This window comes from Nonomuraea cavernae (genome assembly GCF_040655715.1).
GTDB lineage: Bacteria > Actinomycetota > Actinomycetes > Streptosporangiales > Streptosporangiaceae > Nonomuraea > Nonomuraea cavernae_A.
In genome coordinates, this window is sequence record NZ_JBFAKL010000032.1 from 40385 (window position 1) to 62819 (window position 22435).

The window sequence follows — 22435 nt, forward strand, 5'->3', positions numbered from 1 at the left end:
GTCCCCCGTCGTCTATGCGTCCAACGACCAGTCCGCCCCGCCCGCTGACCGGGCTGGCGGCCCTGCTCGACGCCGATTCCGGCTCGTCGAGATCGCCCCACGCCGCGCTGACCGGCGTCACCATCGACTCCCGCCAGGTCAGGCGCGGAGACCTCTACGTCGCGCTGCGCGGCGGCCAGGTCCACGGCGCCCGCTTCTCCGCGCAGGCCATGGCCGCCGGCGCGGTCGCCGTCCTGACCGACCCCGAGGGCCGCGCCGAGGCCGTCGAGACCGGGCTGCCCGTGCTGGTCGTGCCTGATCCGCGCGCCGTGCTCGGCCAGGTCGCCTCCTGGGTCTACGGCCGGCCGGCCCAGGAGATCCAGGTGCTCGGCGTGACCGGCACCAGCGGCAAGTCCACCACCACGTTCCTGATCGAGGCCGGGCTGCGCGCCGCGGGCCACGTCACGGGGCTGGTCGGCGGCGTCGAGATCCACGCGGGCGAGGTCCGCTTCGAGCCCCGGCTGACCACCCCGGAGGCATCCGATCTGCACGGCCTGTTCGCCCTGATGCGCGAGCAGGGCGTCACCGCCGCCGCCATGGAGGTCTCCAGCCACGCGCTCGCGCTCGGCCGGGTCGACGGCGTCTTCTACGACGTGGCCCTGTTCACCAACCTGTCGCAGGACCACCTCGACTTCCACAAGGACTTCGACGACTACTTCGCGACCAAGGTGAGGCTGTTCCAGCCCGAGCTGTGCCGCACCGGCGTGACCAACCTCGACGACCCGCACGGCCGCGAGCTGCTGGGCCGGGCCAAGGTGCCGATGACCACCTTCTCCGCGCTGGGCGACCCCGGCGCCGCGTGGCGGGCGGTCGACACCCGGCTCGGCGCCGACGGCAGCACGTTCCGGGTGCTCGGCCCCGGCGGCGTCGAGGCCGACGCGCAGATCGCGCTGCCCGGCCCGTTCAACGTCGCCAACGCGCTCGGCGCGATCGTCACGCTGGTCGAGGCGGGAGTGCCGCTGCAGACGGCGGTCCACGGCGTCGGCACCCTCACCGGGGTGCCCGGCCGCATGGAGCGGGTCACGGACGCCGGCGACGAGTTCCAGGCCGTCGTCGACTACTCTCACAAACCGGGAGCGGTCGAGTCGGTGCTGCGCTCGCTGCGCGAGGTGACGGCCGGCACTCTCACGGTCGTGCTGGGCTGCGGCGGCGACCGGGACACCGGCAAGCGCCCGCTCATGGGCGAGGCGGCCGCCCGGCTGGCGGATGTGGCGATTTTCACGAGCGACAATCCTCGCTCGGAGGATCCTCTGGACATCCTGGCCGCGATGATGGAGGGAGCGCTCCGCGTTCCCCGGCAGGACCGCGCTCATGTGATCATTGAGCCCGACCGCGCGGACGCGATCGGCCTGGCGATCGGCCGGGCCGGGCGGGGCGACGTGATCGTCGTGGCAGGCAAGGGTCACGAGCAGGGCCAGTACGTTTCAGGCGAGGTGATCCCCTTCGACGATCGCGAAGTGGTCGCCGCAGCGATCGACGCACGCAAGGAAAGCAGGAAGCACGCATGATCCCGTTGCCTCTGGCCAGGATCGCCGAGATGACCTCGGGCGCCCTGTCAGGCATGGCCGACCCTCGCGCGGTGGTGCGCGGCCCCGTCGTGATCGACTCGCGTGACGTGCGACCGGGCTCGCTGTTCGTCGCGTTCAAGGGCGCGCGGGTCGACGGCCACGACTACGCGGCCCAGGCGGTCCGTGCGGGCGCCGTCGCGGTGCTGGCCTCCCGGCCGGTCGACGCGCCCGCGGTGATCGTGCCCGACACCGCCGCCGCGCTGGCCGCGCTCGCCACCGCGCAGGCCGCGTCGCTGCCCGAGGCGACGGTGATCGGCGTGACCGGCTCGGCCGGCAAGACCACCACCAAGGACCTGCTGGCCAGGCTGACCGCGCGGATCGGGCCGACCATCGCGCCGGTCGGCTCGTACAACAACGAGATCGGCCACCCGCTGACGGTGCTGAAGGCCGACCTCGACACCCGCTACATGGTGCTGGAGCTGAGCGCCCGCAACATCGGCCACATCAAGGAGCTGACCCGCATCGCGCCGCCCCGCATCGGGGTCGTGCTCAACGTCGGCACCGCCCACCTCGGCGTGTTCGGCGGCAAGGAGGCCATCGCCCGGGCGAAGGGCGAGCTGGTCGAGGCGCTGCCGCAGACCGGCGTCGCGGTGCTCAACGCCGACGACCCCCTGGTGCGTGAGATGGCCTCCCGCACCCGCGCGCGCGTCACGCTGTTCGGGCGCGGCCCCGAGGCGGCCATCCGCGCCGAGGCCGTCACCATCGACCAGCGCGGGCGCGCCTCCTTCACGCTCCGCACCCCGTCGGGCGCCGCGTCCGTCAACCTCAAGCTGTACGGCGAGCACGCCGTGGAGAACTCACTGGCCGCCGCCGCGGCGGCCTACGAGCTGGGCCTGCCCGTCGCCGTCATCGCCGAGGAGCTGTCGGAGGCCACTCCGCGCAGCCGGTGGCGGATGGAGGTCACCGACCGGCCCGACGGCGTCACCGTCATCAACGACGCCTACAACGCCAACCCCGACTCGATGCGGGCCGCGTTCCAGGCGCTCGGCGTGCTCGGGGCGGGCCGTCGCCGGTTCGCCGTCATCGCCGCCCTGCGCGAGCTGGGTGACGACAGCCCCGAGCTCAACGCCGAGCTGGGCCGCCTGGCGGGCGGCGCGGGCCTGTCGGGTCTGATCGTCGCGGGCCCCGACGCGACCCCGGTGCTCGAGGGCGCCTTCGGAGCCGCGCGGGCGGCCCGGTCCAACGGCGGGCCGGTGGCCGAGGGCGACCTGCCGATCGCGCACGTCGAGGACGCGCGGGCGGCGGCGGCCGAGCTCTCGGGCTGGTTGCGCCCGGGTGACGTGGTGCTGATCAAGGGGCCCAGGGCGATGGGCCTGGAGACGACGGCCGAGCTGCTGCTCGGGGGTGCCCCCCAGTGACCAACATCATCATCGCCGGTGCGGTCGGGTTGATCCTGTCGATGCTCGGGACACCTCTGGCCATCCGGCTGTTCTCCCGGCGGGGTTACGGCCAGGAGATCCGCGAGGAGGGCCCGTCGGGCCACTACGACAAGCGCGGCACCCCCACCATGGGCGGCACGGTGATCGTGCTGGCCTCGCTGCTCGCCTACGGCGGTTCCCACCTCGCGACGCTGACGCCGCCGACGGTCTCGGGACTGCTCGTGCTGTTCCTGATGACGGGGCTCGGCGCGGTCGGCTTCCTCGACGACTTCATCAAGATCTACAAGCAGCGCAGTCTCGGCCTGCGCAGTGGCGCCAAGGCGCTCGGCCAGCTCGTCGTCGGCGCGATCTTCGCGGTGCTGGTGACCCGGCAGGCCAACGTCTACGGCATCACCCCGGCCGAGACCCGGCTGTCGTTCCTGCGCGACTTCGGGCCGTCGATCGGCATCGTGGGCTTCACCATCTGGGTGCTCGTGATGATCGTCGGCTTCTCCAACGCGGTCAATCTCACCGACGGCCTCGACGGCCTGGCCAGCGGCGCGACCGGCGTGGTGCTGGCCGCCTACGTGCTGATCGGCAACTGGCAGCTCCGCAACAACTGCATCGACCAGCTCGGCCCCAACTGCTACTGGGTGCGAGATCCGCTCGACCTGGCCGTGGTGGCCGCCGCGGTGCTCGGGGCGTTGATCGGGTTCCTGTGGTGGAACGCCCCTCCGGCCAGGATCTTCATGGGCGACACCGGCTCGCTGGCGCTCGGCGGCGTCCTGGCGGGCCTGGCCATCGCCACCCGTACCCAGCTGCTGCTGATCATCCTCGCCGGGCTCTGCGTGATCATCACGCTGTCGGTGATCATCCAGGTCGGCTTCTTCAAGATGACCGGTAAACGGGTGTTCAGGATGGCGCCGTTGCAGCACCACTTCGAGCTGAAGGGCTGGGCGGAGACCACGATCGTGGTCCGCTTCTGGCTGATCGCCATGCTGTGCGCCGCCCTCGGTCTCGGCCTGTTCTACGTCGAGTGGATGCCCAAGGCATGAGCCTCACCTGCGTCGCCGGGCTCGGCGTCTCCGGGACCGCGGTGGCGAGGGTGCTGGCCGCGCGGGGCGAGCCGGTCGTGGTGGTCGAGGCCGAGGAGGGCGAGCGGCAGCGCGTCGTCGCGGCCGAGCTCGCCCGGCGCGGCGTCGAGGTCCGCTTCGGCCCGATGGAGCTGCCCGAGGGCGTCACCCGCCTGGTCACCACCGGCTGGGCCCCGCACCACCCGCTGATCGCCGCCGCCCTGGAGACGGGCGTCGAGGTGGTGGGCGAGGTCGAGCTGGCCTGGCGGCAGCGGCCCGCCCACGCGGCCCCCTGGCTGGCGCTCACCGGCACCAACGGCAAGACCACCGTGGTCCGCATGCTCACCTCGATCCTGCTGGCCGCCGGCCGGGAGGCGGTCGCCGTGGGCAACGTGGGCGTGCCCGTCGTCGAGGCCGTGGGCGAGCCGTACGACGTGCTGGCGGTGGAGCTGTCGAGCTTCCAGCTCCATTGGTCGAGCAGCCTGGCCCCGCACGCCGCCGCGATCCTGAACGTCGCGCCCGACCACCTCGACTGGCACGGCTCGATGGAGGCCTACGCCGCGGCCAAGGCCCGGATCTTCGAGCGCGCGGGCACCGTGGTCTACAACGCCGACGACCCCGAGGCGGCGCGGCTGGCCGGGCCGCATCCCGGAGCCGTCGGCTTCACCCTGCTCGTGCCCCGGCCCGGCCAGCTCGGCGTGGTCGAGGACCTGCTGGTCGACCGGGCGTTCGTCGACGACCCGGTCGAGGAGGCCGAGGAGCTCGCCACGCTGGGCGACGTGCACCCGTTCGCGCCGCACAACGTGGCCAACGCCCTGGCCGCCGCCGCGCTGGCCCGCACCGTGGGCGTGCCGGCCGGGGCCGTACGCCAGGGGTTGCGCGACTTCGTGCCCGACCCGCACCGCATGTCCCTCGTCGACCGGGTCGGTGAGGTCGACTACGTCGACGACTCCAAGGCCACCAATCCGCACGCCGCCGCCGCCGCGCTGTCGGCCTACCCCTCGATCGTGTGGATCGCGGGCGGTCAGCTCAAGGGCGCCGACGTCGACGAGCTGGTGCGCCGGGCCGCCCCCCGGCTGCGCGGCGCGGTGCTGCTGGGCGTCGACCGCGACCGGATCGCCGAAGCTCTCGCGCGACACGCCGCGAATATCCCCGTCGTGGACATCTCGGGCCAAGACACTGGGGTGATGAACCACGTCGTCTCCGAAGCCGCCCGGCTGGCCTCGCCGGGTGACACCGTGCTGCTCTCCCCGGCGGGCGCGTCGCTCGACATGTTCGCCAACTACCCGGCGCGGGGGGAGGCCTTCGCGAGAGCCGTACGCGAACTGAAGGCCGCGACGTGAGCGCGACGACCGAGGAGACGCCGCGGCGGAGCGCGGTCGAGGGGCCGGGCGGATGGCTGCGAGAGCAGCGCCGCGCGCTGAGAGAGCTGCTGGGCAAGCCGCTGACCACCTACTACCTCATCATCGGGTGCAGCGCGCTGCTGCTGGCGCTCGGGCTGATGATGGTGCTGTCCGCCTCCAGCATCGAGGCGTTGGAGAAGACCGGCAGCCCGTTCTCGTGGTTCATCAAGCAGTCGCTGTCGACGGCCATCGGCGTGCCCATCATGTGGGCGTGCTCCCGGCTGCCGCACCGGTTCTTCCGCTGGGCCGGCTACCCGCTGATGGCGCTGTCGATCATCGCGCTGGTCATGGTGCTGTTCATCGGCTCGTCCGAGCTGGGCGCGCAGCGGTGGATCTACGTGGGGCCGTTCACGATCCAGCCGTCGGAGCCCGCCAAGCTCGGGCTCGCGCTCTGGGGGGCCGACCTGCTGGCCCGCAGGGCACGGAAGGGGCGGATCGAGTGGCGGCAGCTGCTGATCCCGCTCATGCCCGGCACCGCGATCCTGGCCGTCATGGTCATGCTCGGCCGCGACCTCGGCACCACCCTGGTGCTCCTCATGATCTTCTTGGCGTTGCTGTGGGTGGTGGGCGCGCCGGTCAAGCTGTTCGGCGGCATCCTGGCGCTCGCCGTGCTGGCCGCGGTCATCATGATCAGGGTCGAGCCGTACCGGATGGCCCGCATCAGCGCGTTCCTCGACCCCTGGGCCGACGCGCAGGGCGCCGGATACCAGGCCGTACAGGGGCAGATCGCGATGGGCTCCGGCGGCTGGTTCGGGCTCGGACTGGGCAGCAGCAGGGCGAAGTGGAGCTGGCTGCCGCACGGCGAGAGCGACTTCATCTTCGCCATCCTCGGCGAGGAGCTGGGGCTGATGGGCACGCTCGTCGTGGTCGCGCTGTTCGGCCTGCTCGGCTACGCCGGGCTGCGGGTCGCCGGCCGGGTCAACGACCCCTTCATCCGGCTCGCCTCCGCCGCCAGCGTGGCCTGGATCGTCGGCCAGGGGATGGTCAACATCGGAGCCGTGCTCGGCGTGCTGCCCATCACCGGCATCCCGCTGCCGCTGGTGTCCTACGGCGGCTCGGCGCTGCTGCCCACGCTGGCCGCGCTGGGCATGCTGCTGTCGTTCGCCAAACGTGAGCCCGGGGCGCGTGAAGCTCTGGCCGCGCGTGGCCCCGGACCGGTCGTACGGGCCCTAAGCTGGCTTGGCCTGGGGGACATGAACAAAAAAGGCCGAGCGAGACGTTAGAGGGAGTCGACATGAGGGTGGTCCTCGCCGGTGGCGGGACGGCCGGGCACATCGAGCCCGCACTCGCCCTTGCTGACGCGCTGCGCCGGCTTGACCCGGACATCGGCATCACCTGCGTCGGCACCGAGCGCGGGCTCGAGACCCGGCTCATCCCACCCAGGGGCTACGAGCTGGAGCTGGTGCCCGCGGTGCCGCTGCCCAGGGCGATGACGCCGCGGCTGCTGACCGTGCCGGGGCGGCTGGCGGGCGCGGTCAACGCGGTGGCCGCGATCCTCGACCGGGTGTCGGCCGACATCCTCGTCGGGTTCGGCGGCTACGTGGCGACCCCCGCCTACCTCGCGGCCAAGCGCCGCGGCCTGCCGATCGTCGTCCACGAGGCCAACCCGCGCCCGGGCCTGGCCAACCGGCTGGGCGCGCGGCTCACCGAGCACGTCTTCACCGGCTTCCCCGACGCCGCGCTGGCCAGGTCGACCTACATCGGCACCCCGCTGCGGCGTGAGATCGTCGCGCTCGACCGGTTGTCCATGGGCGACAAGGCTCGTTCCTGGTTCGGGCTGGAGAACGACCGGCCGACGCTGCTCGTGTTCGGCGGCTCCCAGGGGGCGAGGTCGATCAACGAGGCCGCGCTCGCCGCCGCGCCCGCCCTTCGGGCGGCGGGCGTGCAGGTGCTCCACGTGATCGGCCCCAAGAACACCGTCGAACGGGAGCCGCCGCCCGGCGATCCGCAGTACGTCCTTCTGCCCTATATCGACCGGATGGACCTCGCCTACGCGGCCGCCGACCTGGCACTGTGCCGCGGCGGCGCGCTCACCTGCGCCGAGCTGACCGCGGTGGGCCTGCCCGCCGCCTACGTGCCACTGCCGCACGGCAACGGCGAGCAGCGCGTCAACTCCGAGCGCATCGCCGTGGGCGGCGGTGGTCTCATGGTCGACGATTCCGACTTGTCACCCGATTGGATCATTCAGAACGTGCTGCCCATCCTGCGCGACCCCGAGCGGGTCGCCGTCATGTCCGAAGCCGCCGCCCAGCTGGGGCGCAAGGACGCCGATGTCATGCTCGCGCGGAAAGTGTTGGAGATAGCTCGATGAGCCTGGTCAAGCTGGTGGATCCCGTCGCCGCGGGCGATCTCGGACACGTGCACTTCATCGGCATCGGCGGCGCCGGCATGTCAGGCATCGCCCGCATCCTGCTCAAACGCGGTGTGCGGGTGTCCGGCAGCGACTCCCGCAGCTCCGACCAGGTCGTCGAGCTGCGCGAGCTGGGCGCGACCGTGCACATCGGCCACGCGGCCTCGCACATCAGGAACGTCGACACCGTGGTGGTCTCCACCGCGATCCGTGACTCCAACCCCGAGCTGGGTGAGGCGCTCAAGCAAGGGCTGCGGGTCATCCCGCGGGCCGCCGCGCTCGCCTCCGTGATGGCCGGGCGCACCGCCATCGCCATCGCGGGCACCCACGGCAAGACCACCACCACCTCGATGCTGACCGTGGCGCTGCAGAAGTGCGGCGCCGACCCGTCCTACTGCGTCGGCGGCCAGCTCGTCACCACCGGGCTCGGCGCCGACGAGGGCTCCGGCCAGGTGTTCGTCGCCGAGGCCGACGAGAGCGACGGCTCGTTCCTCATGCTGGCGCCCGACATCGCCGTGGTGACCAACGTGGAGGCCGACCACCTCGACAACTACGGCGACCCGCTGGCGGTGCACGCGGGCTTCGCGCGGTTCGCCGACCGGGTGGGGTCGCTGCTCATCGTCTGCGCCGACGACCCGGGCGCGGTGGAGCTCGCCGAGCACGCGCGGGCCCGGGGCCTGCGCGTGCGCACCTACGGCGAGACGGGCGAGGTCCGGGTGAGCGGCGTGCGGCCCGACGGGTTCGGCACCCTGTTCAGCATCGAGGGCCGGGGCGACGTCCGGTTGCCCGTGCCCGGGGCTCACAACGCGCTCAACGCCACCGCGGTGATCGCCGTGGCCGAGGAGCTGGGGCTGCCGTTCGAGGAGATCAGAGACGGGCTGGCGACCTTCACGGGGGCCAAGCGGCGCTTCGAGGCCAAGGGCGAGGCGGGCGGCGTGGCCGTGTTCGACAGCTACGCCCACCACCCGACCGAGCTGGCCGCCGACCTGCGGGCCGCGCGCGACGTGGTGGCCTCCTACTCGGGCACCGGCCGGGTCATCGCGATCTTCCAGCCGCACCTCTACTCACGCACCAGGTTCTTCGCCGACGAGTTCGGCTCCGCGCTGGGCCTGGCCGACGTGGCCATCGTGCTCGACGTCTACGGCGCCCGCGAGGATCCCGAGCCGGGGGTGTCGGGCGCTCTGGTGGCGGGCCGGGTTCAACTGCCGGCCGAGCGGGTCGCCTACGCGCCCGACCGCGCCGCGGTGCCCGCGCTGGCGGCCTCCCACGCCCGGGCGGGCGACATCGTGCTGACCATGGGCGCGGGTGACGTGACCGAGCTCGGCCCGCAGATCCTGGCCGAGCTGTCCGCCCGCTGACCCGTCCGGTGCGCGACGTGTTCGCCGCCTTTGGGCGCGCCTCGGCAGCCACGGGGCGGTCGCGGCGTAGGTTCGGGGCCACGGCTACGGATCCAGGGGAGAGATGAAGGCGCGGACCGCGTTCCTGGTGCTGCTCACCGCCGGCGTGGTGGGCAGCGCCGCCTGGCTGGTGTTCTGGTCGCCGGTGCTCGGCGTCCGCTCGATCGAGATCGTGGGAAATCTCACAGTGCCCTCCGATCAGATCGAACGGCAGGCCGGAGTGGCCAAGCTGCACCCGCTGGCCACGGTCGACCTCGACGAGGTCGAGAGCCGCGTGATGGCGATCCGGCAGCTGGCCACGGCGAAGATCGACAGGGTCTGGCCCGGCACGCTCAAGATCGAGGTGATCGAGCGAGAGCCGGTCGCCGCCCTCTACGTCGGGGGCAAGGCCGCGGTCGTCGACGGGCACGGCGTGGTCATCGAGGTCAGGGACATGGCCCCGCCCCTGCTGCCCGTGCTCAAGGTCGAACGGCCGGCCGCCGGCGATCCGGCGACGATGGCGGCACTCCAGGTCATCCGCGGCCTGCCCGGCTCCCTGGCGGGCAAGGTGCGGCAGGTGCGGGCCACGTCGGCCGAGGACGTGTCGTTCGATCTGTCCGACGGCCGCACCGTCATCTGGGGCGGCTCCGACAGGGGCGACGACAAGGCGCGCATCCTGACCACCTTGCTGCGGCGCGAGGCCGACGTCTTCGATGTGAGTTCGCCGGACGTGGTGACCCTGAAATGAGCGCGCCCGGCCGATGCGCCGGCCGCGGCGGTGATCCGGCACCGGCGGTGGGGCGTCTATGGGACATGACTCACATTCCGCCGGGCACCGCGGTTTTTCGGTGTCACGGCCCGGCGAATTCGGCGCGCGGGGGTCGCCGAGCCTGTCCACGGGTGGGGCCGCGGCGTGAGAGCCTGTAGCGCAGGAGTGCCCGGACCTGGCGTGACGGCAGAGCGAATCGGACAGCCCGCGACACGCCGGACGCGCTTGCGGCGCGGTTAGTTGACCCACCCAGAGCGTAACTCCTACTGTCCGTATCAATCCTCAGGTTGACATAAATCTGAATCTCAACTTGAGGTTGAGAGTTAACGAAGTGAGAGAACGCGGAGTCGATCCGCACCGAAATGGCAAGTCAACGAGCGGAAAGGCCCCTCGTCGTGGCAGCACCGCAGAACTACCTCGCGGTCATCAAGGTCGTCGGCATCGGCGGCGGCGGAGTCAACGCCGTCAACCGGATGATCGAAGAGGGACTCAAGGGCGTCGAGTTCATCGCGATAAACACCGACGCCCAGGCGCTGCTGATGAGTGACGCCGACGTCAAACTCGACGTGGGCCGCGAGCTCACGCGCGGACTGGGCGCTGGCGCCAACCCTGATGTGGGGCGCAAGGCGGCCGAAGACCACCGCGAGGAGATCGAGGAGGTCCTCAAGGGGGCCGACATGGTCTTCGTCACAGCCGGCGAGGGCGGTGGCACCGGCACCGGTGGCGCGCCCGTCGTGGCCAACATCGCCCGGTCGCTCGGCGCGCTGACGATAGGAGTCGTCACCCGGCCGTTCAGCTTCGAGGGCCGCCGCAGGGCCTCGCAGGCCGAGGCCGGCATCGAGACGCTGCGCGACGAGGTCGACACCCTCATCGTGATCCCCAACGATCGCCTGCTGTCGATCTCCGACCGGCAGGTCAGCGTCCTCGACGCGTTCAAGGCGGCCGACCAGGTGCTGCTGTCGGGTGTGCAGGGCATCACCGACCTGATCACCACGCCCGGCCTGATCAACCTCGACTTCGCCGACGTCAAGTCGGTCATGTCCGGCGCCGGCTCGGCGCTGATGGGCATCGGCCACGCGCGCGGCGACGACCGCTCGGTCGCGGCCGCGGAGATGGCCGTCTCCAGCCCGCTGCTCGAGGCCAGCATCGACGGCGCGCACGGCGTGCTGCTGTCGATCGCCGGTGGCTCCGACCTCGGCCTGTTCGAGATCAACGAGGCGGCCCAGCTCGTCTCGATGGCCGCGGCGCCCGACGCCAACATCATCTTCGGCACGGTCATCGACGACGCCCTGGGCGACGAGGTGCGGGTCACCGTCATCGCCGCGGGCTTCGACGACGTGCCGCCGCCGGTGGAGAAGCCGCTGCCGCGGCCGCAGAGCCGTCCGGCCGCGGCGGCCTCGGCGCCGCCCGTGACGCCGCCACGCGCCGCGACGCCCACCGTCAAGGCCGAGCCGGCGCCGCGCCACGATCCGCGTCCCGAGCCCCGCCCCGAGGTCAGGCCCGACCCTCGCCCGGAGCCCCGGCCTGAGCCGGTGCGCCCCATGGAGAGCGCTCCCGGGCCCGCCGCGGCGCCCGAGCCGGTCGCCGAGGAGCCGCCCGTCTCGATCCCGCGGCCCACGCCCGAGCCCGCCAATCCGCCCACCCCCATCACCTCCCGCATGTCGGAGCCCGGCAAACGTCGTCCGGTGGTCTTCGAGGAGCAGGAGGAGGAGTTGGACGTCCCCGACTTCCTCAAGTGACCCACCCGGCACCTCGCCGCTCCGCCCCCCTTCTGGTACGGCGGAGCGGCGTCGCCGTGTGTGGGGTCACTGCGTCCCCCGGGGCCCATGGGCTCGCCGAGCCGTCCGTGCAGAACAATCATGTGCGGTCCGCGGGCGCGCGGTGCCGTCGTACCGAACAATGGGGTAAGCGCATACAAAAGGGAGAAGCGTGATGAGGCGGGATGAGATCGCGGCCGGGCTGGCCGAGGTCGAACAGCGGATCGGGGAGGCGTGCCAGGCGGCGGGACGCGACCGCGGCGAGGTCACGCTGATCGCGGTCACCAAGACGCGCCCCGTCGAGGACGTGCGGATCCTGTGCGAGCTGGGTGTGCGCGACGTCGGCGAGAACCGCGACCAGGAGGCCGCGCCCAAGGCGCGCGAGCTCGCCGGGCTGCCGCTGACCTGGCATTTCGTCGGGCAACTGCAGAGCAACAAGGTGCGTTCGGTGATCGGCTACGCCGACGTGATCCACTCGGTCGACCGGCTCAGGCTGGCCGCGGCCGTCAGCAAGGAGGCCGGCCGCCAGGGGCGCGAGATCGGCTGCCTGGTGCAGGTCTCACTCGACGACGACCCCGGCAGGGGTGGCGCCATGCCGGGCGACGTGCTCGACCTCGCCGACCAGATCGCCGCCTACGACAACGTCTGGCTGGGCGGGGTCATGGCGGTGGCCCCGCTGGGCGAGGAGCCGGCCAAGGCGTTCGCCCGGCTGCAGGAAGTGGCCCTCGCCGTACAGGAGCGGCACCCGCGTGCCACGATGATTTCGGCGGGCATGAGCGAGGACCTCGCCGAGGCGGTCGCCTACGGCGCGACACACCTGCGGGTCGGTACGGCGTTGCTCGGCCGTCGCAAGCCCTTCGTCAGGTAATGTCCCGTCAAGTGGGCCTTCAGGCCCGCCTACCCAGTAGAGGTCGATCAGCGGTGAGCTTCAAGGGGGTACGCCTACCGCCTCGGGCCCGGCGACTGGCCCGAGCGAGTGCGACCATGAGCAGGAGGACGACGTAGCGATGGCCGGCGCGATGCGCAAGATGGCGGTCTACCTCGGTCTCGTGGAGGACGACCGTTACGAGAGGTACGAAAGCTACCCCGACGAGTACGCCTACGACGACGACTCCCCGCGTGCCGGCGAGGAACGGCCCGTGGCGGTCCAGGACCGCGACGACGACGCCGACCCCGGGGCCTCCGCGCCCAGGCCCACGACGACCGTCCTGGAGCGCCGCACGACCGATCTGGCCCGCATCACCACGCTGCACCCCCGCACGTACAACGAGGCGAGGACGATCGGCGAGCACTTCCGCGACGGCACGCCGGTGATCATGAACTTGACCGAGATGGTCGACAGTGACGCCAAGCGGCTCGTTGATTTCGCGGCAGGTCTCGTCTTTGGCCTACACGGCAGCATCGAACGTGTTACCAACAAGGTGTTCCTGTTGTCCCCAGCCAATGTCGAGGTGACCGCCGAGGACAAGGCCCGAATCGCGGAGCGCGGGTTCTTCAACCAGAGTTAGAGTCTCTGTATGTCTATCGCACCCAGCCTGGTCTCGCCGAGGCCCGGAGGGCACATGAGAAGTGGAGGCACGGCGAGACCGTGGGGATCGTAAGTCAGATCTTGGTCATCATCCTGGCGCTCTACCTGGTGCTGCTCATCGGCAGGATGATCTTTGAGACGGTCCAGGCGTTCGCCCGCCAATGGCGGCCCTCGGGGGTCGTCCTGGTGCTTGCCGAAGTCACATATACCGCAACAGACCCACCCCTCAAGTTCCTCCGCCGTTTCATTCCTCCGCTCCGGTTGGGTACGGTGGCCTTTGACCTAAGCTTCACAGTGCTCTTCATCGTCGTCCTGATCTTGCTGCAAATCGCGCAATCGCTGGGCGGGTGACGGGGGCTGGCGGGGCACCGGTCGAGATCCAACTCGTGTCCGCGCTGAAGTGATTCGGGTTCTACCGTCCCTCCGGACAGACTCCAAGCGCGCCAAGGAGAGCCAAAGATGCCGCTGACGCCCGCTGATGTGCGGAACAAGCAATTCAGTACGACCCGGCTTCGGCCGGGCTACGACGAGGAAGAGGTCGACGCCTTCCTCGACGAAGTCGAGGCTGAGCTTGACCGCCTGATCCAAGAGAACGAGGAGCTTCGCGCCAAACTGGGCGAGTGCCTGCGTGGGAAGGTTCCGGGTGGCATGAACATGCCCATGGCCTCCGCGCCGGTCCAGGAAGGGCCGAAGCCCGAGATGATGATGATGCCGCCGCAGCCGGAGCCCATGAAGGCGCCCGAGCCGCAGCAGCAGCCGATGCCCGTGGCCATGAACATGCCTCCCGTCGAGGACAACATGGACACCGCGGCCCGCGTGCTGGCGCTTGCCCAGCAGACCGCCGACCAGGCGATCTCCGACGCCCGCCGTGAGGCCGACGAGACCGTCACCCGTGCCCGCCGCGAGGCCGACGAGATCCTCACCAAGGCCCGCCGTCAGGCCGAGCAGGTCATCGGCGACGCCCGGGCCCGCGCCGAGACGCTTGAGCGCGACGCGCAGGAGCGCCACCGCCAGGCCATGGGCTCCCTCGTCCAGACGCGTGACGAGCTCGAGCGCAAGGTCGAGGAGCTGCGTAGCTTCGAGCGCGAATACCGCAGCCGTCTCAAGCTCTACCTGGAGAATCAGCTCGCCGAGCTCAACGTCTCCGCCGAGGGCAGCGGTGGCTTTCCGGTGATGCCGGGCGGGCCCGCGGGTGTGGCTCCGGCCATGTCGCACGCGGTGTCCCAGGGAGGGCAGCCGCCTCTTCCCAGTGGTCCCAACCCGTTCGGTGGCGAGGCTCCGCAGGGCGCTTTCCCCGGTGGCGACGGTCCCCACAACGACCGCCGGTAAAGTAGCGGGTCAATAAGACCCGTCACTCGAAAGAGCCCTCTGTGATCCTTATCAGTGCTGGTTTGGTGCTCGCGGCGGTCGTGTTACTGATCGCGGGCTTCGTACTGGCCAAGGTCTATCTGATCATGTGGTCCATCGTGGCCAGCGTGCTGTCCGCGTTGTTCCTCGTGATCGGTGTGTTCCTGCGGCGTCATGAGTTGTTCCCTGGTGGTGGGCAGGCCGCCGAGCCGGTCAGGCCGCCGGTGGGCCTCGTACCGCCCGGGGTTTCGCACGCCCAGACCGGCCCGATGGGGGCGCCGTCGGCCGCGCGTCCGCAGCTGACGCAGCAGACGGTGACCATGCCCGCGCCCATCGCCCGCCGCCCTGCGGCGAGGGGGGTCTCCCCGGACTCGATCGTCCTGGTGATTCCCGGGCGCAAGCGTTACCACGTTCCAGGCTGCCGCCAGTTGGCCGGACGAGGTCACGAGGAGCTCACGTACGAAGAGGCACGGGAGGAAGGGTTCACCCCCTGCACCACGTGCCTGCCCGACGCGGCGCTCGGCGGACGACAGGTGCCGCCCGAGGCCGACCCGGCCGTGTCCACGGAGAGCCGGGCTCACGCTTCTGAGCCCGCCCCCTCTGGGCCCGCCCGTTCCGAGTCCGCCCGTTCCGAGTCCGTCGGCTCGGATCCCGCCCGTCCCGGGCTTGTCCATGAATCGCGTGCCCCCGGCGCTCCGAGCACGGACAGGCAACCGATGGCCCGGCCGAAGCCCGATTCCCGGGCTTCCACCCCCAGCCCGGAACCCAACCCCGCCGCCTCCCACGAAGACCGGTCGGCCGGGTGGTTCGGGCGTCCGGCGGATCCCGTGCAGGGCTCGTCCTCCGGTGGCCCCGCCAAACGACCTCCCTCTCTCGGGGCCAAGCCCGGCGAGGAAGACTCCGGCCAGACGACTTCCGCGGCTTTCCGCCAGGGTCCTCGCGACTCCCGAGCGGATGCCGCCGCATCCTCCTCCCGCGCTGACCGCTCCGCCCCCACAGGGAGCCCTGAGCGTTCGTCACGCGAGCAGGGACGTCCTGAGCGTCCATCATCTGAGCAGGGGCGTCCTGAGCGTCCGTCACGCGAGCAGGGGCGTGCTGAGCGGGTGTCGCCCGAATCGGGCCGATCCGAACGTTCGGGGCAGCCTGCTCGCGCCTCCGCAGCCGCGTCCGAGGCTGACTTGACCGACCAGGGCCCCGCGACTCGGCCCCAGCGGGCGGTGTCCGCCACAGGAGAGCCGATCGAGTCCGCGCCCGCGCGTCCGGGAGGGGCCGGGGGTGGTTCCCCCGCGGAGTCGCCACGGTCCTCGTCTTCCGGTGGTTCCACTGCCGGTGGCCAGGGCAAGTCACAACGCCCGGGAGCGTCGCCGGAGGGTCAGGGAACCCCGGGGCAGCGTTCCGGAGCCGGTGCTCCGGGCGAGTCCCAGCGGTCCGCGTCGTCGCCCGACCGGGACGAGTCGTCGCCCGACCGGGACGAGTCGGCGGGCACCGGGTCCGAGCCCGAGCCCGAGGAGACCGCCCGCTTCCCTTCGCGGCCGGTCCGTGCGGCCGAGGTGTCGCGCGAGGCTGGGGCCGGGGGATCGCGGCCGTCTGGTGGGTCGGCCGCCGGGCGTGCTGGGACCGATGGCTCGCGGACTTCTGGTGCTACGGGCGCTGAGCAGCGTTCGGAGGAGAGGGTGGTGCCGGCGCGTCCGGCGTCGGCGGCCGAGTCCGCTGCCAGGCCGCGGGGCCCGCTGCCGACCGGCGCTACCTCGAGCACGCCGGCCGCACCCTTGACACGACCGGCCTCGGGGTCCGAACGTAAGGGCGGATCCGGCGGCGAGGACACGTCGGGCAAGGGGACCACCGGCAAAGAAACTGTCGGTGAAGAGGCGGTCGGCAAGACCGCGGCGTTCTCCGGCGCGGATAAGGGCCCGGCCGTCGCAGGAGCCAAGGGTGCGGCCGCTGGGGGAGCCCAGGACGCCAAGGGGTCTGAGGGCACTGAGGCGGCCAAGGGCGCCGGCGCTAAGGGCACTGAGGCGGCCAAGGACGCCGAGGGTGGCGAACGCGCTGGTGGTGAGTCCGGCAAGGAGACGCCCGCCAAGGAGCGGGCCGCCACCGTGAAGGTGATCTCCGGAACCCGCCGCTACCACGGCACCGACTGCCCGCTGATCAGGGGCGCCGGTGACAGCGGCGTGGAGACCATGACCCTCGCCCAGGCGGAGACGGCGGGCCTGACCAGTTGCTCGGTCTGCCAGAGCGACCGCGAAACGGCTGGCTGAGCCTTAACCTTCGACAGTCCCGAGCACCCGCCGCAGGAACGTCAGGACGTGTCTTAAGTCTCGCAGGACGTGCCGCAGGAGTCCTGGCGAGTGGTGATCAGATGGCAGGGGCGTGCTCCCCATGGGAGAGCACGCCCGTGCGAAAGGCCGTCAGGAGCGGCGGAGCTGGAAGGTCAGGCCGAGGTCCGGGTCGGTGTGGGAGGGCAGACCGGGCTCGGATCCCTCCGTGACCGACGTGGCCAGCACCTCCTCCGCCACCGGGCCCGTGCCGGAGCGCAGGGCTTCGGCGAGGTCGGGGCCGGCGGCGGTCCACCACAGGTCGATGCGGTCGGTGATGGACAGGCCCGTGGACTTACGGGCCTCCTGCACCAGGCGGATGACCTCGCGCAGCAGGCCGGCGCGGCGCAGTTCGTCGGTCAACTCCAGGTCGAGCGCGACCGTCTCGCCGGTGCCCGTGTCGACCGCGCCGGTCTCCACCGCCCAGCCCGAACGGGGCTGCTCGGTGACGATCACCTCGTCGGGGCCCAGCGAGACCGGCCCCAGCTCGCCCGCCTCCACGGTCACCGTGGCACCGGACCGCAGGGCGCGGGCCAGGGTGGTGGCGTCGGCGGCGGTCACCGCGGCGGCCACCAGCTTGGTCTGGGAGCCGAAGCGCTTGCCGAGGGCACGGAAGTTGGGCTTGACCGTGTAGGACACGAGATCGGCGCTGAAGCCGGACATGTCCTCCAGCGCCTGGACGTTGAGCTCGTCGGCGATGAGATCGCGCAGTTCGGCCGGGAGGGACGGCCAGCCGTGCGCTCCGACGAGCGCGCGGCCGAGCGGCTGGCGGGTCTTGACGCCGGAGGAGGCGCGAGCCGAGCGGCCCAGCTCCACCAGGCGGCGGACGAGCGCCATCTGCTCCGACAGCGCCGGATTGAGCAGGTCCTCCCGCACGGCCGGCCAGGAGGCCAGATGCACCGAGGACGGGGCGTCATCGGCACGCAGCACGTCCCACAGGTAGTCGGTGACGAACGGCGCGATGGGCGCCATCAGCCGGGTGACCGTCTCCAGGCACTCGTACAGGGTCGCGAACGCCTCCCGCGAGCCCTGCCAGAAGCGGCGGCGCGAGCGGCGGACGTACCAGTTGGACAGGTCGTCGAGGAACTCGGCGAGCCTGCGGCCGGCGCGCTGGGTGTCGTACTCGTCGAGCGAGGCCGTGACGTCGGCCACCGTGCGGTGCAGCTCGGCCAGCGCCCACCGGTCGAGCAACGGGCGCTCGGACGCGGGCGGCGCGTCCGCGAGCATCGCGGGCGACCACGACTCGGCGCCCGCGTAGAGGGTGAAGAAGGAGGCGGTGTTCCAGTAGGTCAGCAGGACCTTGCGGACGATCTCCTCAAGGGTGTTGTGGCCCACGCGCCGGGCCGCCCAAGGAGAGCCGGAGCAGGCCATGAACCAGCGCAGCGCGTCGGCGCCGTGCTCGTCCATCAGCGAGATGGGCTCCAGCACGTTGCCGAGGTGCTTGCTCATCTTGCGGCCGTCCTCGGCCAGGATGAGCCCGAGGCAGAGCACGTTCTCGTAGGAGGACTGGCCGAAGACCAGGGTGCCGACGGCCATCAGAGAGTAGAACCAGCCACGGGTCTGGTCGGTCGCCTCGCAGATGAACTGCGCCGGGTAGACGCCCTCGGGCTTGCCCCGGGCGCCCCACTGGGCGAAGGGCATGGAGCCGGAGTCGTACCAGGCGTCGATGACGTCGGGCACCCGGCGCGCCTCGGCGCCGCAGGTGGGGCAGGGGAGGGTCACGTCGTCGACGTAGGGGCGGTGCGGGTCGAGCGCCGACACGTCGCGGCCGGCCAGGGCGCCGAGCTCGTCCATCGAGCCCACGCACGTCACGTGGGACTCGTCGGCCGAGCACACCCACAACGGCAGCGGGGTGCCCCAGTAGCGCGAGCGCGACAGCGACCAGTCGACGTTGTTGCGCAGCCATTCGCCGAACCGGCCCCACTTGATCGTCTCGGGGTACCAGTTGGTCGTGGAGTTTTCGGCCAGCAGCTGGTCCTTGACCGCTGTGGTGCGGATGTACCAGGAGGGGAGCGCGTAGTAGAGCAGCGGGGTGTGGCAGCGCCAGCAGTGGGGGTAGCTGTGCTCGAAGTGGCCGCCGCGGAACAGCAGGCCCCGGTCCCGCAGGTCGTCGGTGAGCGCCTCGTCGGCGTCCTTGAAAAACTGCCCGCCGACCATCGGCACGTCGTCGAGGAAGCGTCCGTCGGGGCCGATCGGATTGACCACCGGCATGTCGTAGCGCTTGGTCACGGCCAGGTCGTCGGCGCCGAACGCCGGCGCCTGGTGGACCAGGCCGGTGCCGTCCTCGACGGTGACGTAGTCGCCGAGCACCACATAGTGGGAGCCCGGGATGTCGACCAGGTCGAAGGGCCGGGAGTAGGTGGTGCGCTCCAGCTCGCGGCCGGTGAGGCGGGCGACCTCGGTGACGCCCTCGCCGAGCACGCCCAGCAGCGGCTCGGCCACCACCAGCACCTCACCGCCGGGGGTGCGCGCGGCGACGTAGGTCACGTCGGGGTGCACGGCCACCGCCGTGTTGGACACCAGAGTCCACGGCGTGGTCGTCCAGACCAGCAGCGAGGCGTCCAGGTCGGCCAGCGGCCCGGAGGTCACCGGCATGCGGACGTAGACGGACGGGCTGGACACGGTCTCGTAGCCGCCCGGCTGGCCCAGCTCGTGGTCGGACAGGCCGGTGCCGCAGCGCGGGCAGTAGGGGGTGATGCGGAAGTCGCGGAACAGCAGGCCCTTGTCGAAGACGACCTTGAGCGACCACCACACCGACTCGATGTAGGACGGGTCCATGGTCCGGTAGGCCGTGGACAGGTCGATCCAGTAGCCCATCCGCTCGGTCATCTGCTCGAACGCGTCGACGTGGCGCAGCACCGACTCGCGGCACTTGGCGTTGAACTCGGCGATGCCGTAGTCCTCGATGTCCTTCTTGCCGGCGAGGCCGAGCTCCTTCTCCACGCCGACCTCGACCGGCAGGCCGTGGCAGTCCCAGCCGGCCTTGCGCGGCACGCTGAAGCCCCGCATCGACTTGTAACGGGGGAAGAGGTCCTTGAAGACGCGGGCCTCGACGTGGTGGACGCCGGGCAGGCCGTTGGCGGTGGGCGGGCCCTCGTAGAAGACCCAGGCCGGGTTGCCGTCGTTCTGCTCGACGGAACGCTCGAAGATCTTGCCGTCCCGCCACCGGTCGAGGACCTCACGCTCGAGCGCGGGCAGGTCGACCTGCGCGGGAAGAGAGCGGAACGTAGGGGAAGACATCTCGGGCGGGCCTCCACGCGATCACTGGTGACAGGGTTGCGTGAAGGGACGAAGCCGGCGTGCGGCCCCGCGGTACCACCCTTCTTGGCCTCGGAGAGACCCTCTTCGTTCGGGCTGCGGCCGGGTCTAGTGAGCTTCGGGGAAGCCGTTCTTCCGGCGGCTCCGGGGTGATGTCCCTCACATTCGGGGCCCCATCGACGCCTTGCAGCCTTCACACCATAACGCAGGTCGGAAGCAAAGGCTTCCTGGTTTGGCCGGTGACGATCCACTCTCCGGTACGGAAGTCGTAAACGCCGTCAAAGGTGAGGGAATGGACGCGGCGGAGGAGGAGTTGACAGCGCGGGGCGGGATAGTACGGGAGAGGTAAACGGCCCGGCGGGTCGTTTGTCCTTCCGTTATGGGGGCACCTAAGCTGCCCGCACCATTCACGGCCTTGATCAGCAATGGAGGCAGCCATGGCGGCAGTCACGCAGACCGCTACACCGTCGATGTGGTCCGAAGAGGAGCTGGCCGAGGTACGCGGCGCGCTGAAGACGGAGATCGACGAACTCAACGCCGACATCCTCCGGCACGAGTCGGAGATCGCCTCCGGCGATGTGACCCAGGGGGCCGGTGACGACCAGGCGGACGCCGGAGCCAAGACGTACGAGCGCGAACGCGAGATCGCCCTTACCCTGAATGCACGCGACCTGGTCGCGCAGAACGAACGTGCGATCGCCAGGATCGACGCAGGGACCTATGGAGTGTGCGAATCGTGCCACAAGCCGATCGGCAAGGAACGTCTGCAGGCGTTCCCGAGGGCGACGCTGTGCGTGGCCTGCAAGCAGAGGGAGGAACGCCGGTAGGCGGGCGGCGCGGCCGCCTCACCGCCGTCCTCGTCGGGCTGGCCGTCGTCATCTACGCGGCCGATCTGATCACCAAGACCCTCGTGCTGCGAGCCCTGGAGGGCAAGCCGCCGCTGGTCGTGATCGAGGACGTGCTGCAGTTCAGAGTGATCTTCAATTCCGGTGCCGCCTTCAGCATCGGCACCGGAATGACGATCGTCTTCACCTTCATCGCCGTGGGCGTGGTGGTCGCGATCATCCGCACCGCCCGTAAACTGGGCAGCGTCCCATGGGCGCTCACGCTGGGCCTGCTGCTCGGCGGGGCGCTCGGCAACCTGACCGACCGGCTCCTGCGCTACCCGTCGGGGATCGGCAGGGACACGCAGTTCCAGGGGCACGTGGTCGACTTCGTCGAGGTGCTGCCCGGCAGGTTCCCGGTCATCGACTACTTCCCGGTGTTCAACATCGCCGACTCGGCGATCGTCTGCGGGGGGATCCTGGCCGTGGTCCTGGCCTGGCGGGGCTACCAGATCGACGGCACGAGGGAGGGCAAGAGTGGCCGAGCAGCGTAGTCTGCCCGTGCCCGACGGGCTGGAGGGCGAGCGGCTCGACGCCGCGCTGTCCCGTCTGTTCGGGTTCTCCCGCACCCGCGCGGCCGAGCTGATCGTCGCCGGCGAGGTGCTGGTCGACGGGCGGCAGCCGGCCAAGTCCGACCGGGTGCACGCGGGCGCCTGGCTCGACGTGACGCTTCCGCCGCCGGTGGTGGCGCCGATGCCGGTCGCCGAGCCGGTGCCCGGCATGCGCGTCGTCCACGAGGACGACGACATCGTCGTGGTCAACAAGCCCATCGGGGTGGCCGCCCACCCGACCGTCGGCTGGACCGGCCCGACCGTGCTCGGCGGGCTGCTCGGCGCCGGTCACACGATCACCACCAGCGGCGCGGCCGAACGCCAGGGCATCGTGCACCGGCTCGACGCCAACACCACGGGCGCGATGGTGGTGGCCAAGAGTGAGCGCGCCTACTCCCACCTGAAGCGCGCCTTCAAGGAGCGTACGGTCGACAAGCGCTACCACGCGCTGGTCCAGGGGCATCCCGACCCGTTCCGGGGCACCGTGGACGCGCCCATCGACCGGCACCCGTCCGGCGACGGCAGGTTCGCGGTCGTCGCGGGCGGCAAGCCGTCGATCACCCACTACGACACGATCGAGGCGTTCCGGGCGGCGTCGCTGCTCGACATCAAGCTGGAGACCGGCCGCACCCACCAGATCCGGGTGCACATGTCGGCGCTGCGCCACCCGTGCGTGGGTGACCTGATGTACGGCGCCGACCCGACGATCGCGGCCCGGCTGGGCATCACCCGCCAGTGGCTGCACGCGGTGGCGCTCGGCTTCGAGCATCCCGGCAGCGGTGAGTGGATCTCCTTCGGCACCGACTACCCCGACGACCTGCAGAAGGCGCTCGACATCGTCCGCGCCGAGTCCTGAGCC

At 71.2% G+C, this 22435-nt stretch carries 20 protein-coding genes; 17 read left to right on the forward strand and 3 right to left on the reverse strand.

Annotated features, from left to right (window positions below; genetic code table 11):
- Positions 1–14 precede the first annotated feature (14 nt).
- The 13 genes from AB0I38_RS34075 to AB0I38_RS34135 all read left to right on the forward strand — a co-directional run bounded on the left by AB0I38_RS34075 (position 15) and on the right by AB0I38_RS34135 (position 14550).
- Positions 15–1547 (forward strand): UDP-N-acetylmuramoyl-L-alanyl-D-glutamate--2,6-diaminopimelate ligase, encoded by a 1533-nt coding sequence (locus AB0I38_RS34075; RefSeq protein WP_358490215.1) that lies wholly within the window; start codon positions 15–17, stop codon positions 1545–1547.
- Entirely contained in the window at positions 1544–2965 is a 1422-nt protein-coding gene (locus AB0I38_RS34080) for a UDP-N-acetylmuramoyl-tripeptide--D-alanyl-D-alanine ligase (protein ID WP_358490219.1), read from the forward strand. Before AB0I38_RS34075 ends, AB0I38_RS34080 begins: the two co-directional genes overlap by 4 nt.
- Positions 2962–4020: a phospho-N-acetylmuramoyl-pentapeptide-transferase gene (gene mraY, locus AB0I38_RS34085; RefSeq protein ID WP_358490222.1), complete on the forward strand. Its 1059-nt coding sequence runs from the start codon at positions 2962–2964 to the stop codon at positions 4018–4020. The genes AB0I38_RS34080 and mraY overlap by 4 nt, the downstream gene beginning before the upstream one ends.
- A complete protein-coding gene (murD, locus tag AB0I38_RS34090) occupies positions 4017–5381 on the forward strand; it encodes a UDP-N-acetylmuramoyl-L-alanine--D-glutamate ligase (RefSeq protein ID WP_358490226.1) in 1365 nt (454 codons plus the stop codon). Before mraY ends, murD begins: the two co-directional genes overlap by 4 nt.
- Entirely contained in the window at positions 5378–6664 is a 1287-nt protein-coding gene (ftsW, locus tag AB0I38_RS34095; RefSeq protein ID WP_436838803.1) for a putative lipid II flippase FtsW, read from the forward strand. The genes murD and ftsW overlap by 4 nt, the downstream gene beginning before the upstream one ends.
- A gap of 11 nt (positions 6665–6675) precedes the next feature.
- Positions 6676–7752 carry an undecaprenyldiphospho-muramoylpentapeptide beta-N-acetylglucosaminyltransferase gene (gene murG / locus AB0I38_RS34100; protein WP_358490229.1) on the forward strand — a complete coding sequence of 359 codons (1077 nt, stop codon included), beginning with the start codon at positions 6676–6678 and terminating at the stop codon, positions 7750–7752.
- Complete coding sequence (gene murC / locus AB0I38_RS34105) at positions 7749–9149, forward strand: UDP-N-acetylmuramate--L-alanine ligase (protein ID WP_358490231.1); 1401 nt, start codon at positions 7749–7751, stop codon at positions 9147–9149. Before murG ends, murC begins: the two co-directional genes overlap by 4 nt.
- Positions 9150–9252: 103 nt before the next feature.
- Positions 9253–9915 (forward strand): cell division protein FtsQ/DivIB, encoded by a 663-nt coding sequence (locus AB0I38_RS34110; RefSeq protein ID WP_358490234.1) that lies wholly within the window; start codon positions 9253–9255, stop codon positions 9913–9915.
- A gap of 416 nt (positions 9916–10331) precedes the next feature.
- Complete coding sequence (gene ftsZ, locus AB0I38_RS34115) at positions 10332–11675, forward strand: cell division protein FtsZ (protein ID WP_358490238.1); 1344 nt, start codon at positions 10332–10334, stop codon at positions 11673–11675.
- Positions 11676–11868: 193 nt separating this feature from the next.
- Positions 11869–12561 carry a YggS family pyridoxal phosphate-dependent enzyme gene (locus tag AB0I38_RS34120; protein WP_358490241.1) on the forward strand — a complete coding sequence of 231 codons (693 nt, stop codon included), beginning with the start codon at positions 11869–11871 and terminating at the stop codon, positions 12559–12561.
- A gap of 139 nt (positions 12562–12700) precedes the next feature.
- Positions 12701–13201 (forward strand): cell division protein SepF, encoded by a 501-nt coding sequence (locus AB0I38_RS34125; protein WP_358490244.1) that lies wholly within the window; start codon positions 12701–12703, stop codon positions 13199–13201.
- A gap of 80 nt (positions 13202–13281) precedes the next feature.
- A complete protein-coding gene (locus AB0I38_RS34130; protein ID WP_358490246.1) occupies positions 13282–13572 on the forward strand; it encodes a YggT family protein in 291 nt (96 codons plus the stop codon).
- 108 nt (positions 13573–13680) lie between these two features.
- On the forward strand, positions 13681–14550 hold the full coding sequence (locus AB0I38_RS34135; protein WP_358490250.1) for a DivIVA domain-containing protein: 870 nt from the start codon (positions 13681–13683) through the stop codon (positions 14548–14550).
- A 190-nt stretch (positions 14551–14740) separates the two neighbouring features.
- Here AB0I38_RS34135 and AB0I38_RS34140 read toward each other — a convergent pair whose 3' ends face one another.
- Positions 14741–14968 carry a hypothetical protein gene (locus AB0I38_RS34140; RefSeq protein ID WP_358490253.1) on the reverse strand — a complete coding sequence of 76 codons (228 nt, stop codon included), beginning with the start codon at positions 14966–14968 and terminating at the stop codon, positions 14741–14743.
- A gap of 972 nt (positions 14969–15940) precedes the next feature.
- The gene (locus AB0I38_RS34145; protein WP_358490256.1) at positions 15941–16324 is read right to left on the reverse strand and encodes a hypothetical protein; all 384 of its coding nucleotides are present in this window, start codon (positions 16322–16324) and stop codon (positions 15941–15943) included.
- 13 nt (positions 16325–16337) lie between these two features.
- Here AB0I38_RS34145 and AB0I38_RS34150 point away from each other — a divergent pair, with 13 nt between their 5' ends.
- Positions 16338–16826: a hypothetical protein gene (locus AB0I38_RS34150; RefSeq protein WP_358490259.1), complete on the forward strand. Its 489-nt coding sequence runs from the start codon at positions 16338–16340 to the stop codon at positions 16824–16826.
- Positions 16827–16976: 150 nt separating this feature from the next.
- On the opposite strand, the gene ileS is transcribed toward AB0I38_RS34150, so the two are convergent.
- The gene (gene ileS / locus AB0I38_RS34155) at positions 16977–20123 is read right to left on the reverse strand and encodes an isoleucine--tRNA ligase (protein ID WP_358490262.1); all 3147 of its coding nucleotides are present in this window, start codon (positions 20121–20123) and stop codon (positions 16977–16979) included.
- 455 nt (positions 20124–20578) lie between these two features.
- On the opposite strand from ileS, the gene AB0I38_RS34160 reads away from it, so the two are divergent.
- Genes AB0I38_RS34160 through AB0I38_RS34170 form a run of 3 tightly spaced genes read left to right on the forward strand, consistent with a single transcriptional unit; the run spans position 20579 to position 22432 of the window.
- Positions 20579–20968 (forward strand): TraR/DksA family transcriptional regulator, encoded by a 390-nt coding sequence (locus AB0I38_RS34160; RefSeq protein WP_358490265.1) that lies wholly within the window; start codon positions 20579–20581, stop codon positions 20966–20968.
- Positions 20932–21519: a signal peptidase II gene (gene lspA, locus AB0I38_RS34165; protein WP_358490269.1), complete on the forward strand. Its 588-nt coding sequence runs from the start codon at positions 20932–20934 to the stop codon at positions 21517–21519. Before AB0I38_RS34160 ends, lspA begins: the two co-directional genes overlap by 37 nt.
- Positions 21503–22432, forward strand: coding sequence for an RluA family pseudouridine synthase (locus AB0I38_RS34170; protein ID WP_358490273.1), 930 nt, complete (start codon positions 21503–21505; stop codon positions 22430–22432). Before lspA ends, AB0I38_RS34170 begins: the two co-directional genes overlap by 17 nt.
- The last annotated feature ends 3 nt before the right edge of the window (positions 22433–22435 follow it).